Origin of the sequence: Amycolatopsis nalaikhensis, from assembly GCF_030264295.1 — a bacterium.
GTDB lineage: Bacteria > Actinomycetota > Actinomycetes > Mycobacteriales > Pseudonocardiaceae > Amycolatopsis > Amycolatopsis nalaikhensis.
In genome coordinates this window covers 5,180,019-5,193,263 of record NZ_CP127173.1, presented here as the reverse complement: position 1 = coordinate 5,193,263, position 13,245 = coordinate 5,180,019, and the positions used below count along the sequence as shown (strand labels likewise).

Sequence of the window (13,245 nt, the reverse complement as noted above, 5' to 3'; positions counted from 1 at the left end):
GGTTCCTAGCGTGGAGGGCGTTCACCCCGACACGCAAAGGAAAACCATGTCCGAAGTGACCTACACCGCCGTCGCCACCTCCACCGCGGAGGGCCGCAACGGCGGCCGCGCGACGTCCGACGACGGCGTGCTCGACGTCTCGCTCGCCGTGCCCAAGGCCTTCGGCGGCGCGGGGGACGGCACGAACCCGGAGCAGCTGTTCGCGGCGGGCTGGGCGTCCTGCTTCGTCGGCGCGGTGCGCCGGGTGGCGGGCGCGAAGAAGGTGCCGCTGAACGACCTCGCCGTCGTCGCGGAGGTCACCCTGCACCACGACACCGAGGCGAGCGAGTTCAAGCTCAGCGCGGCGCTGCACCTGGAAGCCACCGGCATCGACCAGGCGACGGCCGACGAGCTGGTCAAGGGCGCGCACCAGGTCTGCCCGTACTCGAAGGCGACGCGCGGCAACATCGAGGTCACCCTCGACGCGACGGTCGCCTGATGCGGCGCACGATCGGCGCTCTGGCCGTGACGGCGGTCGTCGGGGCGGGTGTGCTCACCGCCGCCTCCCCCGGCGACGCCGTCGTCGCGGCGCGCCCGAAGCCGACAGTCGTCCTGGTCCACGGCGCGTTCGAGGACGCGTCCGCGTGGGCGCCCGTGACGCTTAAGCTGCTCGCGGAGCACTATCCGGTGATCGCGCCGGCGGTCGGGCTGCGCGGGATCGCCGCGGATGTCGCGTCCCTGCAAGGGGTGCTCGACGCGGTCAAGGGGCCGAAGATCCTGGTCGGGCACTCGTACGGCGGCCTGCTGATCAGCGAGCTGGCCGGGACGACGGCCGACGTGCAGGCGCTCGTGTACGCGGCGGCGTTCATCCCGGAGGCGGGTGAGACGGCCGGGCAGCTCAACTCCCAGTTCCCGGGCTCGCTCATCGGCCCGGACACGACGCACGCGATCGGCCCGGAGCTGTACGTCAACGCGGCGAGCTACCCCTCGCTGTTCGCCGCGGGACTCCCGGCTCTCGACACGGCGGTCGCGGCGGCGGGCCAGCGCCCGATCCTCGCGGCGGCGTTCGACGAGAAAATCGCCGCGACCGCCCCGGCCGGCATCCGCAAGTTCGCCTTGGTCGCCACGCGCGACCAGGCGATTCCTCCGGCGGCGGAGCGGTTCGAGGCTCGCCGCGCCCACGCGTCGATCACCGAGGTGGATTCCCCGCACGCGATCGCCACGGCCGCGCCCCAGGCCGTGGTGGACGCGATCCACCGCGCGACGCGTTGAACCCGTCGTGAGTGTTCAGGGCGGTTAGAACCGCCCTAAACACTCACGACGGGGTGGGGGTCACAGCTTGGCGGCGTCGATGATCGCCTGGGCGAAGGGGCGCGGGGCCTCCTGCGGCACGTTGTGGCCGATGCCGTCGAAGATCCGGTGCTCGTACTTGCCGGTGAACTTCGAGCGGTAGGCCTTGCCGTCCTTGGCGGCGGCGTCGAAGTCGCTGCCGATCGTGATCGACGGGACGCCGATGGTCGCGCCCGCGGCCAGTTTCTGCTCGTACTGGTCGTACTGCGGCTCGCCGGGGGCGAGGCTGAGGCGCCAGCGGTAGTTGTGGATGACGATGTCGACGTGGTCGGGGTTGTCGAACGCCGCCGCGCTGCGGTCGTAGGTGGCGTCGTCGAAGTGCCAGGCCGGGGACGCCGTCTTCCAGATCAGCTTGTTGAAGTCGTGGCGGTTGGCCGCGTAGCCGGCGCGGCCGCGCTCGGTCGCGAAGTAGTACTGGTACCACCAGCCGAGCTCGGCCTGCGGGGCCAGCGGCTTCTGGTTGGCCGGCAGGTTGGTGACGATGTACCCGCTCACCGCGACGATCGCCTTGCAGCGCTCGGGCCAGAGCGCGGCGATGATGTCGACGGTGCGGCCGCCCCAGTCGTAGCCGCCGAGGATCGCCTTGTCGATCTTGAGCGTGTCCATCAGGGCGACGACGTCGAGCGCGACCGCCGTCTGCTGGCCGTTGCGGACCGTGGCGGCGGACTTGAACGCCGTCGGGCCGTAGCCGCGCAGATAGGGGACGATCACGCGGTAACCGGCGGCGGCCAGGATCGGCGCGACGTCGACGTAGCTGTACGGGTCGTACGGCCAGCCGTGCAGCAGCACCACCGGCTGCCCGGTCGCCGGGCCGAACTCGTGGTAGGCCATGGTGACGAGCCCGGCGTCGGCGTGCTTGACCTCGCCGAGCGAGGTGTGCTCGCCCGAGCCTGCGCGCAGGTCCGGCGTGGTGGCGGGCGCGGCCGCCGGGGTGCCGCCGCCCGACGACGAGCAGGCGGCCAAGGACGTCGCCGCCAGTCCCGCCGCGAACGCCTGGCCGAACCTTCTCCTGCTGATCATCTGTGCTCCTGTGCGAAAGACCGTGGGACTTTCACGACGTTAGGAGCGTTCCGGTGACCGCCGCGCCCGTCGGGTGACGCAGTCGGTGTACGTCACCCGTCCAGGGTCTTCAGCGTCGCGGCGAGGTCGGCGCGGGAGCTGATGCCCAGCTTGGGGAAGATGCGGTGCAGGTGGGTGCCGACGGTCCGGTGCGAAAGGTACAGCCGCTGCCCGATCTCGCGGTTCGTCAGCCCCTCCGCGGCGAGCTGCGCGATGCTCAGCTCGTGCGGCGTGAGCTTCTCGCGCGCGTCGGGGCCGCGGTTCGGGCTGGACTCGCCCGCGCCGCGCAGTTCCCGCCGCGCCCGCTCCGCCCACGACGTCATGCCGAGCGCGTCGAAGGTCTCGCGGGCGGTGCGCAGGTGGGTGCGGGATTCGACGACGCGCCGCTGCCGCCGCAGCCACTCCCCGAAGGCCAGGTGGACGCGCCCGCGTTCGGCGGGCCAGCCGGTGAGGTCGGCGCCGAGCGCGTCGGCGAAGCGCTCGTCGTCGGGGTCGAGGACGGCTCGCGCGTACCGCAGGCCGATGTGCAGCGCGGGCGACGGCGTCCTGGCGGCGAGCGGCTCGAGCTCGGCGAGGACGTCGCGGACCGCGTCGACCTGCCCGGCACGCACGGCGGCTTCGGTGAGCTCGGCGACACAGTACGCGCGCAGGGCGAGCTGGTAGGCCGGGTCGGCGGGGTCGTGGAGCCGGCGGAGGTCGGCGAAGGCGTCCTCGAAGCGGCCCTCGCTGAGGTTCGTCAGGCCGCGGGCGAGCTGCACGGTGGCGAGGACGGGCCGAGCCCCGGCGGCGAGCCCGGCGCGTTCGGCTTCGTCGGCCAGGGTCCTGGCCTGCTTGTGGTCGCCGCGCAGGGCGGCGATCTCGGCTTGGACGGCGGTGGCCAGGCCGAACATGAAGGGCTGCCCGGTTTCCCTGGCGAACCGGGCGGCTTCGGCCGCGACGGGCACCGCGGCGGCGAGGTCGCCGAGCCGCACCCGGCTCCAGGCCTGGACGGCCAAGGCCCGCGGCAGGAGCCCGAGCCTGCCCTGGGCGCGCAGCCCGGGCGCGGCGGCCGCGGAGAACCGGGCGGCCAAGTCGAAGGCGCCGACCTGCAGGGCGGCGCTGCCGAGGTACCGGTCGACCTCGGGGTCGGCGCCGGTCTTCGCGGCCAGCTGCCGCAGGTTTTCGATGACGCTTTCGCCGCGTTCGAAGGGCGAGACATAGGCGGTCACGGCGACGATGCGCGGGTCGTCGTCCGGAACGGACAGCCGGTCGGCGACGTCGAGCAAAGCTTGCCGCGCGGGGTGGCCGGGCTCGGTCCAGAAGCACCGCATGGCGGCGCTCCAGAGGATCCGCAGGGCGGCGGCGGTTTCCCCGTCGGCGGCGACGGCCTCGGCGGTGGCGGCCAGTTCCGCGACGCGCGCGGGGTCTTCGCGGACGCCGTCTTCGAACTCGCTGAGCAAGCGGTGGGCGGTGGCCCGGCGTCGTGCGCCGGTGGGGTTGGCGGCGCGCACGAGGCGTTCGGCGGTCTCCCGCCGCCCGGAGTCGACGGCGAGTTCGGCGGCCCGGAGGAGGCGATCGGCCCGGTCATCGGGGGCGACGCTGAGCCGGGCAGCTTGTTCGAGAGCGGCGATGGCGGCGGCGGCCCCACCCCGGTACCGGGCGCGATCGGCGGTCCGTTCCAGCTCGGCGGCAACGGTCTCATCGGGCCCATCGGTGGCGGCGGCTTGGTGCCAGGCGCGACGGTCGGGCTGGTCGTTGAGGGCTTCGACGAGGGCGAGGTGGGCGCGCCGCCGGTCGAGAGGGGAGGCGGCGGCCGGGATGGCGGCGCGCATGAGCGGGTGCCGGAAGGTGACGCAGCCGGAGTCGAGTTCGACAAGCCGAGCCTCGACGGCGGGGGCGAGGATTTCAGGTGCGGGACACGAGACGTCGCCGCCGAGCAGCGCGCCCGTCGCCGCGAGGGTCTCCGCCAGCGATGTCGCCTCGTTCAGCGCCGCCACCAGCAACGCCGTCCGCACCGGCCCCGGCAGCCCCGCCACCCGCGCCGTGAACGTCTTCTCCAGCTTCTCCGTCAGCGGCAACCGCGGGTCCAGACCATCGAGATCGGCCACCGCCGCCGGGAGTTCCGTCAGCGCCAGCGGGTGGCCCGCCGCCTCCGTCAGCAGCCTCGTCCGGACCGCCGGGGCCAGCCGCGGGGCCACCGCGTCCAGCAGGTCCGCCGACGCGTCCGGGGACAACCGGTCCAGCACCATCGGCGCCAAACCCGCGTCGAGCAGCGGCGACTCCGCGCCGTCGCGCAGGGTCGCCACCAGGACGATCGGCTCCGTCTCGATCCGCCGCGCCACGAACGCCAGCACGTCCGCGCTGGCCCGGTCCAGCCACTGCACGTCCTCCGCGACCAGCAGCAACGGCTTGACCGCGGCCTCCTCCGCGAGCAACGTCAGCGTCGCCAGCCCCACCAGGTACGCGCTCGGCTCCGCGCCCTCGGCCAGCCCCAACGCCGTCCGCAGGGCGTCACGCTGCGGCGCGGGCAGCTCCGCCACCCCCGCCCGGACGGGGTACAGCAGCTGGTGCAGGCCGGCGTACGCGAGGTTCCGCTCGGCCTCGGCCCCCGTCGTCCGCAGCACCCGCAGCCCGGCGACCGACGCCGCCGCGGCCGTCTCGGCCACCAGTGCCGACTTCCCGATGCCCGCCTCGCCGCGGATGAGCACGCCGCCGCGGTCTTCGGGGCCGTCGACGAGCTCGCCCAGCTCCTTCAGCTCGGTTTCCCGTCCGTGCAGCACCATGGAATCGACCTTACCCGGAGCACGTTTCCGCAGCTCACACCCAGTGACGTACGCCTACTGCGTCACCCGACGGGCGCGAAGGACGCCGTCGGATGACTAGCGTTCGGGCGCAATGTCCACATCGGACGAAAGCGACCAGAGAGACCCGATGAGACGCTTACTCTTCGCGGCGGCCGTACCGCTGCTGCTGACCACCGTCACGCAGCTGGCGCCGTCCGCCGCCGCCGCGGCCACGACGTCCTGCACCTCCGTCCCGGTGCCCGCGCCCGCCGGCGCGAAGATCGAGTCGGTGCAGGCCGAGCGCAAGATCGACACGCCGTCGTACTGCCAGATCACCGTCACGCTGACCCACTCCGGCAGCGACCACGTCAAGGTCGCCGTGGCGCTGCCCGAGACCGGGTGGACCGGCCGGCTCCAGGCCCTCGGCGGCAGCGCCTACGCCGCCGGCGAGTTCGGCGCGCCGTTCGTGCAGGCCGTCAAGAACGGCTACACCGCGGTGACGACCGACGCGGGCGTGTCCCTCAACGGACTCGACACCACGTGGGCCCTCACCGCCGACGGGAAGGTCGACCAGACCCTCCTGACCAACTTCGCCACCCGTTCGGTGCACGAAGAAGCCCTGATCGGGAAGGCCGTCACCGAGCGGTACTACCACCGGCCGGTGACGTACTCGTACTGGACGGGCTGCTCGACCGGGGGCCGCCAGGGCTACTCCGAGGCCCAGAACCACCCCGGCGACTTCGACGGCATCCTGGCCAACGCCCCGGCCGTCGAGTGGACGCAGTTCGCGGTCGCGACGCTGTGGCCGCAGATCGTGATGAACCAGAGCCACGACTTCCCGAGCACGTGCGTGCTTTCGGCGTTCCGGACCGCGGCGGTCCAGGCGTGCGACGCGCGCGACGGCGTCACCAACGGCATCGTCGACCGCCCGGACGAGTGCAGCTACGACCCGCGCGGCCTGATCGGCACGAAGGTCGTCTGCGACGGCCAGGAGTTCACCGTGACGGCCGCGGACGCCGAGGTCATGCGCAAGATCTGGGCCGGCCCGACCGACGAGTACGGCCACAAGCTGTGGTCCGGGCTGCCGAAGGGCGCCGACTTCACGTGGCTCGCCGGGACGCAGCCGGGCCCCGACGGCACGCTGGTCGCGCCGGGCTTCCCGGTGGCCGTCAAGTGGGTGCAGTCGTTCCTGGAGAAGCAGGCGGACTTCGACACGTCGAAGCTGACCTACGCGCAGTTCACGGACCTGTTCCGCCAGTCGGTGCGGGAGTACGACGACGTCATCGGCACGTCGGACCCGGACCTGTCGGCGTTCCGCCGCTCCGGCGGCAAGCTGCTGACGTTCGTGGGCGCGAACGACCAGCTGATCCCCCCGGGCGGCACGCTGCGCTACCGCACCCAGGTGGAGTGGACGATGGGCGGCGCGCAGCGGGTGAACGACTTCTACCGGCTGTTCTTCGCGCCGGGCGTCGAGCACTGCTTCGGCGGCGGCGGCCCGGAGCCGACGAACCCGCTGGGCGCGCTGGTCGACTGGGTCGAGCACGGCAAGGCACCGGCCACCCTGGCGGCGGCCACCCCGGACGGCACGCAGAAGCGTGACCTGTGCCCGTACCCGAAGGTGTCGCGCTACACCGGCGGCGACCCGGCTGTGGCGTCGAGCTACCGCTGCCGCTGAGCCTGGTCCCAAGCGCCCCAAGGCGGCCTTGGTTGCGTCTCACGCACCCAAGGCCGCCTTGGTTGCGTCTCACGCACCCAAGGCCGCCTTGGTTGCGTCTCACGCACCGAAGGCCACATTGGGGCGCTTTTCCGTGACGTACAGCGAGTGCGTCATCCGACGGGCGCGAAGTCGATCTTGACGCACCTAGCGTCGGACGCATGATCCTTCGCACAACAGTCCTCGCCGCCGTCGTCGTGCTCGCCACCGCCTGCTCGGCCGAAGCGAGCGCCCCCGTTACCTTTTTCGTGGCTCCCGACCAGGGAGTTGTGGTCACCAGGCCCGGCATGACTTGCGCCCCCAGTCGAAGGCATGATCCGGGGGGTGGTGTCACCGGGCCTGGTGGCATCGAGGGACCGCTGATAGGGACACGGCCACCACCAGGTAGGTCTCGTCGTAACGTGGGTGCCGGCCATCGATGCCCAACCCGGTGACCACGACGCGACGAACGAACGGCTGGTGGATGAGCAGCAGCTTCGGGGTGTTCCTCGGCTTGGACGTCGGCAAGGAAGCCCATCATGCGGTCGGCCTCGCCCCGGACGGCAAGCGGTTGCATGACGGCCCGCTGCCCAACACCGAACCCAAACTGAAGGCCCTGTTCGACAAGCTCGCCGCGCACGGACCGCTGCTGGTCGTGGTCGATCAGCCCGCCACGATCGGGGCGTTGCCGGTCGCGGTCGCCCGCGCCGCAGGACACCAGGTGGCGTATTTGCCTGGCCTGGCCATGCGCCGCATCGCCGACCTCTATCCGGGTCGCGCGAAGACCGATGCCCGGGACGCGTTCGTCATCGCCGATGCCGCCCGCTCCCTGCCGCACACCCTGCGCCCGGTCGATGTCGGCGACGAAGCCTTGGCGGAGCTGGAGGTGCTGGTCGGGTTCGACGACGACCTGGCCGGCGAAGCCACCCGGATCAGCAACCGGATCCGTGGGCTGCTCACCGGCATCCACCCCGCTCTCGAACACGCCATCGGCCCGCGGATCAGCCACCCAGCGGTGCTGGAGATCCTCTCCCGCTGCGGCGGCCCGGCCGGCATCGCCAAGGCCGGCCGCCGCAAACTCACCGCCATCGCCAAAGTCCACGCGCCCCGCCTCGGCGACAAGCTGGTCGAGGCGATCATGACCGCGCTGGGCGAGCAGACCGTCACCGTCCCGGGCACCGCCGCCGCGGACACGGTCCTGCCGCGGCTGTCCGACAGCCTCAAAACGGTTCTCCTGCAACGGAAACAGGTCGCTGAGCAGGTTGAGGGGATACTTGATGCGCACCCTCTTGCCGGGGTCCTGACTTCGATGCCCGGCGTCGGGGTCAGGACCGCAGCCCGCATCCTGCTCGAGGTCGGCGACGCCTCGAACTTTGCCAGCTCGGGGCATCTGGCGGCCTACGCGGGCATCGCCCCGGTCACCCGCAGCTCCGGCACCAGCATCAAGGGCGAACATCCCGCTCGGACGGGCAACCGCCAGCTCAAACGCGCGTTCTTCCTCGCCGCCTTCGCCGCGTTGTCTGACCCGACCAGCAGGGCCTACTACGACCGGAAGCGGGCCGAGGGCAAGAAACACAACGCTGCGCTGATCTGCCTGGCCCGCCGCCGCTGCGACGTCCTCTACGCCATGCTGCGCAACGGCACCCACTACCGACACCCCGAACCCGCTCCCGCCGCGGCTTGACAACCACATAGGGACACCCCCCGCCGTCGCCCTCCACGGCGGCGACTGCCCCTTCGGGCTGGGACCCGGCGCCGGTCGTGCCGCTGGCGTCGCAGCCGCCGCCCGCGCTGGTCGTCGACGCGCCGCTGCCCGAGCAGCTGGCGATGGGCCTGGTCGTCATCCGGTACCGGGCCGAGAACCTGCGGATCGTCCCGGTCTACGGCACGGGCGCCCTGGACGTGTCGCCGCGTATCGGGCACATCCACGTCACGGTCGACGACGCGTCGTGGCACTGGGCCGACGGCAGTGGCGAGCCGCTGATCATCCAGGCGCTGCCGCCGGGCCCGCACAAGGTGTGGATCGGCCTGGCCGACCCGACGCACAAGGTGCTGGACAGCAAGACCGTCAGCTTCGTCATCCCCGACGGCGCCGGTCACCACTGATTGGACTTGCGGGTCCAAAATCCGCTCGGCACTGTGAAGGGGACACGAGATCTTCCCTTTCCCAGGAGCATTTCCATGCCTCTCGACCAGTACTACCTCCTCGGCCGGTCCGGGCTGCGCGTGAGCAGGCTCGCGCTCGGCACGATGAACTTCGGCACCGGCGGGTTCCACGCCGCCTACGGCAAGACCGAAGACGAGGTGCGCCCGATCTTCCGCGAGTACCTCGACCAAGGCGGCAACTTCCTCGACACGGCGGACTTCTACACGGCGGGCGAAAGCGAAACGATCCTCGGCAGGCTGATCGCCGAGGCGAACGTGCGCGACCGGGTCGTGCTGACGACCAAGTTCACCAACAGCGTCGACCCCGGCGACCCCAACGCGGGCGGCAACGGGCGCAAGCACATGATCCGCGCGCTCGAGGCGTCGCTGCGGCGGCTGGGCACCGACTACGTCGACCTGTTCCTGCTGCACACGTGGGACCGCCTGACGCCGGTCGAGGAGGTCGTGCGCACGTTCGACGACCTCGTCCGCGCGGGCAAGATCCGCTACGCGGGCCTGTCCGACGTGCCGGCGTGGTACGCCGCGCGGGCCCAGAGCATCGCCGAGGCGCACGCGCTCACGCCGATGGTCAACCTCCAGCTGCCGTATTCGCTGGTGCAGCGCGAAATCGAGACCGAGCACGTGCCGATGGGCCAGAGCCTCGGCCTCGGCGTCACGGCGTGGAGCCCCCTGGCGGGCGGGTTCCTGACGGGCAAGTACCGCGACGGCGGCGCGGGCCGCCTGGCCGACCCGGCCGCCCAGACCTGGACCGAGCGCGACTGGCAGCTGCTGAAGCCGCTGGACGAGGTGGCGGGCAAGCTGGGCGTGACGATGGCCCAGGTGGCGATCAACTGGGTGGCGACCCAACCGGGTATGGCCGCGGCGATCGTCGGCGCGAGCAGCGCCGGCCAGCTGGCCAAGAGCATGGCGGCGTTGGACTTCGAGATTCCGGCCGAGCTGCGCGCGACGCTGGACGAGGCGAGCGCGGTGCCCCCGGCGTCGGTGTACCGGATGTTCACGCCGGGGTACCAGAACTGGGTCGTGACGCCGGACTTGAAGATCGGTGACAAGCCGGAGGGTTACGCGCCCGCCGTCCGGAACTGGTGAGGTCTCCCGAAGGCCACCGCATCCAGGTGGCCTTCGGAAGCCTTCAGTCCGAAACGACCTCGCCGCCCTGGATGATGTGTGTGAAGTTCTTCGGCTCCGCCAACACCCCGATGTCCTCCAGCGGATCTCCCGCCACCACCAGCAGATCCGCGTACGCCCCCACGCTCAGCGTCCCGATCTCGCCCGTCATGTTCACGAGATCAGCCGCCGTCGACGTCGCCGAGCGCAGGACCTCCAGTGGTGTCTGCACTTCCGCCCGCAACCGGAACTCGTGGTTTTGGTGCCGGTGCATGCCGCCCAGCAGATCCGTTCCGTACACCAGCTTCACGCCGCCGCGCGCCGCGCGCTCCAAAGCCGCCATGCCCGCGCCCAGCACCTCGTCCACCTTGCGCCAGGACGACTCCGGCAGCCCGTGCTCGCGGCCCTCCTCCTTCAACGCCCAGTACGTCACCAGCGTCGGCACCAAGTACGCGTCGTGCGCCAGGAACAGCGAAACACTGCGGTCGTCCAGCAGGTTTCCGTGCTCGATCGAGCGGACTCCCAGCTCCAGTGCCCGGTTCACCGCTCGTGCCGTGTACGCGTGCGCCGCCACGTAACGGTTCGCCGCCGCGGCCTCCTCGACGATCGCGCTCAGCTCCTCGGCCGAGTACTGCGTCGAATCGATGCGGTCCGTCGGGGATGCCACGCCGCCCGAGGCCATCACCTTGATGTGGTGCGCTCCCTTGCGCAGCTCGTCGCGGGCCGCCGCGCGGACCGCGTCCACTCCGTCCGCCACCCGGCCCAAGCCCGCGCAGCACGGGTGGTCGTCCTTCGCGTTCGCGCCCCTCGTGCGGCTGTCTCCGTGGCCGCCCGTCTGGCTCAGCGCCCGGCCGCAGAACAACAGCCGCGGGCCGCGGAACAGCCCCTCCGCCTGGGCGTCCGCGAGGCCGTAGTCCGCGCCGGACGCGTCGCGGACCGTCGTGAACCCGCGGTCCAGCATGCGGCTCATCGTGCGGGCGCTGTGCGCGGCCACGTACGAGGGCGACGTCGACGGCAGCGACCCCAGGTCCGCCGTCGACGCCGTGACGTGCACGTGCGCGTCCACCAGCCCGGGCAGCACCACCGCGCCCCGGACGTCGATCGTCCGGACGTCGGCCGCGGCCAGGTTCGGCCCCGTCTCGACGATGCGGCCGGACTCGCACCGCAGGTCGCCCTCGGTGTACTCGCCCGACCGCGGGTCGAGCAGCTTGGCGTTGCGCAGCAACAAGGTCACTTTTCCTCCAGGAGCGCGGGCACGGCCAGTGGCGCGAGCGATTCCGCCACCGCCACCGAACCCTCGTCGTAGGCGCCTTCCGCGTCGAGGATGTTCAGCACCCCGAGCGTCCGGCCGTCCGCCACCACGGGCACGTTGATGATCGACCCGCAGCCGAGCCCCTCGATCAGCTCGTGGTCGGCGAAGATCTCCCGCACCGCCGCGCGGTCCGGGCCGAAGTACGGCCGCTGCCCGACGATGCAGCGTTCGAGCCAGCCCGCCGCGACCTCGACCGTCTTCTCCCCGCCCACCGGGTACTCCGCGGGGTGGCTGCTGTGCACCCGCCGCAGCGCCCGGCGTTCCGGCACCCAGGCGAGCACGGTGAACAGCCGCACGCCCAGCTCGGCGCGCACCCGTTCCTCCACAGTGGACAAACTCACTTCGTCATCTCCTTCGCGGCGGCCTTGGGCGCGCCGTGTTCGGTCAGTTCTTCCAGCGACCGGCCCGCCGTGGACAGGCCGAACACGAGCACGCACAGCACCCCGGCCGCGAGCACGGCCGTCGTCAGGCCGAACACGCCCGCGAACCCGAGGCTCGCCGCCGACAGGCCGATGATCGTCGGCGCGAGGATGCTGCCGACCCGCCCGAACGCGCTCGACAGGCCGGTGCCGCTGGCCCGGATCCAGGTCGGGAACACCTCGGGCGTGTACGAGTAGACCCCGGCGTAGGTGCCGTTGAGGAAGAACGACAGCACCGCCCCGGCGAGCGTGATCGACCACGGCGCGCTCGTCTGGCTCAGCCAGAACGCGCTCACCGCCGACCCGGCCAGGTACAACGCGATCGTGTGCTTGCGGTCCAGCCGTTCGGACAGCCACGCGGCCGAGAAGTACCCGGGCACTTGGGCCAGGTAGATGATGATCGAGAACTCGAAGCTCTTCGTCACCGTGATGCCGCGCTCCACCAGCAGCGTCGGGATCCACGAGAAGAAGCCGTAGTAGGAGAACGTGATCACGAACCAGACGGTCCAGATCACGGCCGTCCGGCGGCGCATCGCCGGGCTCCACAGGAACTTCAGCGCGCTCAGCAGGTTGACCTTCGGCGTCTCCGTCGCGGGCTGGGCGGCGGCGGCCGGCACCGGCGGCAACGGGGTCCGGGTGGCCTTCTCGACGTCGCGCTCGATCTTGGCGACGACCTGTTCGGCCTCGGCGGCACGGCCGTTCGCGAGCAGGAACCGCGGCGACTCGGGCAGCGACCGCCGCCACCACAGCAACATCACGATCGGCAGCGCGGTGACCAGCTGCGCGATGCGCCAGCCCTCGTCGAACGACGGCACGATGAACCGCCCGATCAGCGCGGCCGCGACGAAGCCGAAGGAGAAGAACCCGGCGAGCGCGCCGACGAACCAGCCGCGCCGCTTGGCCGGGACGAACTCGGACAGGAACGGCGCGATGATCGCGCTTTCCGCGCCGGCCCCCGCCCCGGCCAGCACGCGGGCGCCGAGGAAGACCTCGTAGTTGGGCGAGAAGGACGCGATGACGGAGAACAGCGCGTAGAACGCGAGCGCGTACATCATGACCTTCTTGCGGCCGATGCGGTCGCCGAGCAGGCCGGCCGCGATCGCGCCGAAGAGGAAGCCGAACGGCGTCGCGGAGCCGATCAGGCCGAGCTGGCCGTTGTCGAGTCCCCACGCCGCTTTGGCGCTGGGCAGCAGGAAGGCGACGACCGCCGAGTCCATGCCGTCGAAGGTGTAGCCGAGCCCGCCGATGAGCAGAAGTTTGTAGTGGGGCCGGCTCAGCGGGAGCCGATCCAGTCGCGCCAGCAGGGTCATGGGGAACGCCTTCCGTGTCCGGGCGTCGAGGAGTGCGGACAACGTATACTGCACTTTCCGAGTTTTGCAACGTTCGTTGCAAGACGGCGAC

10 protein-coding genes and 1 pseudogene are annotated in these 13,245 nt (G+C 71.6%); 6 read left to right on the top strand and 5 right to left on the bottom strand.

What is annotated here, in order from left to right:
• The first annotated feature begins 46 nt into the window (after positions 1-46).
• Entirely contained in the window at positions 47-478 is a 432-nt protein-coding gene (locus QP939_RS25670; RefSeq protein ID WP_285459399.1) for an organic hydroperoxide resistance protein, read from the top strand.
• Positions 478-1,251: an alpha/beta fold hydrolase gene (locus tag QP939_RS25665; RefSeq protein WP_285459398.1), complete on the top strand. Its 774-nt coding sequence runs from the start codon at positions 478-480 to the stop codon at positions 1,249-1,251. The genes QP939_RS25670 and QP939_RS25665 overlap by 1 nt, the downstream gene beginning before the upstream one ends.
• Before the next feature lie 60 nt (positions 1,252-1,311).
• Here QP939_RS25665 and QP939_RS25660 read toward each other — a convergent pair whose 3' ends face one another.
• On the bottom strand, positions 1,312-2,349 hold the full coding sequence (locus QP939_RS25660; RefSeq protein WP_285459397.1) for an alpha/beta fold hydrolase: 1,038 nt from the start codon (positions 2,347-2,349) through the stop codon (positions 1,312-1,314).
• A gap of 92 nt (positions 2,350-2,441) precedes the next feature.
• Positions 2,442-5,150 (bottom strand): AAA family ATPase, encoded by a 2,709-nt coding sequence (locus tag QP939_RS25655; protein WP_285459395.1) that lies wholly within the window; start codon positions 5,148-5,150, stop codon positions 2,442-2,444.
• A gap of 148 nt (positions 5,151-5,298) precedes the next feature.
• On the opposite strand from QP939_RS25655, the gene QP939_RS25650 reads away from it, so the two are divergent.
• From QP939_RS25650 to QP939_RS25635, 4 genes and pseudogenes are all read left to right on the top strand, one after another.
• Positions 5,299-6,825 carry a tannase/feruloyl esterase family alpha/beta hydrolase gene (locus tag QP939_RS25650; RefSeq protein WP_285459394.1) on the top strand — a complete coding sequence of 509 codons (1,527 nt, stop codon included), beginning with the start codon at positions 5,299-5,301 and terminating at the stop codon, positions 6,823-6,825.
• Positions 6,826-7,327: 502 nt separating this feature from the next.
• Positions 7,328-8,527: an IS110 family RNA-guided transposase gene (locus QP939_RS25645; protein ID WP_285459848.1), complete on the top strand. Its 1,200-nt coding sequence runs from the start codon at positions 7,328-7,330 to the stop codon at positions 8,525-8,527.
• Between the two features lie 47 nt (positions 8,528-8,574).
• Positions 8,575-8,949 (top strand): annotated as a pseudogene (locus tag QP939_RS25640) (DUF6130 family protein); the annotation flags it as partial.
• Positions 8,950-9,024: 75 nt separating this feature from the next.
• The gene (locus tag QP939_RS25635; RefSeq protein WP_285459393.1) at positions 9,025-10,095 is read left to right on the top strand and encodes an aldo/keto reductase; all 1,071 of its coding nucleotides are present in this window, start codon (positions 9,025-9,027) and stop codon (positions 10,093-10,095) included.
• A gap of 43 nt (positions 10,096-10,138) precedes the next feature.
• Here QP939_RS25635 and QP939_RS25630 read toward each other — a convergent pair whose 3' ends face one another.
• From QP939_RS25630 to QP939_RS25620, 3 genes are read right to left on the bottom strand one after another with little or no spacing between them, the layout of a single operon-like run.
• The gene (locus QP939_RS25630; protein WP_285459391.1) at positions 10,139-11,347 is read right to left on the bottom strand and encodes a metal-dependent hydrolase family protein; all 1,209 of its coding nucleotides are present in this window, start codon (positions 11,345-11,347) and stop codon (positions 10,139-10,141) included.
• The gene (locus QP939_RS25625; RefSeq protein WP_285459390.1) at positions 11,344-11,766 is read right to left on the bottom strand and encodes a GAF domain-containing protein; all 423 of its coding nucleotides are present in this window, start codon (positions 11,764-11,766) and stop codon (positions 11,344-11,346) included. The genes QP939_RS25630 and QP939_RS25625 overlap by 4 nt, the downstream gene beginning before the upstream one ends.
• Complete coding sequence (locus QP939_RS25620; protein WP_285459389.1) at positions 11,763-13,154, bottom strand: MFS transporter; 1,392 nt, start codon at positions 13,152-13,154, stop codon at positions 11,763-11,765. The genes QP939_RS25625 and QP939_RS25620 overlap by 4 nt, the downstream gene beginning before the upstream one ends.
• Positions 13,155-13,245 lie beyond the last annotated feature (91 nt).

Bases quoted from the DNA above. Each gene is read 5' to 3' on its own strand.
- QP939_RS25670 (WP_285459399.1), top strand. From the start codon at position 47: ATGTCCGAAGTGACCTACACCGCCGTCGCCACCTCCACCGCGGAGGGC.
- QP939_RS25665 (WP_285459398.1), top strand. From the start codon at position 478: ATGCGGCGCACGATCGGCGCTCTGGCCGTGACGGCGGTCGTCGGGGCG.
- QP939_RS25660 (WP_285459397.1), bottom strand. From the start codon at position 2,349: ATGATCAGCAGGAGAAGGTTCGGCCAGGCGTTCGCGGCGGGACTGGCG.
- QP939_RS25655 (WP_285459395.1), bottom strand. From the start codon at position 5,150: ATGGTGCTGCACGGACGGGAAACCGAGCTGAAGGAGCTGGGCGAGCTC.
- QP939_RS25650 (WP_285459394.1), top strand. From the start codon at position 5,299: ATGAGACGCTTACTCTTCGCGGCGGCCGTACCGCTGCTGCTGACCACC.
- QP939_RS25645 (WP_285459848.1), top strand. From the start codon at position 7,328: ATGAGCAGCAGCTTCGGGGTGTTCCTCGGCTTGGACGTCGGCAAGGAA.
- QP939_RS25635 (WP_285459393.1), top strand. From the start codon at position 9,025: ATGCCTCTCGACCAGTACTACCTCCTCGGCCGGTCCGGGCTGCGCGTG.
- QP939_RS25620 (WP_285459389.1), bottom strand. From the start codon at position 13,154: ATGACCCTGCTGGCGCGACTGGATCGGCTCCCGCTGAGCCGGCCCCAC.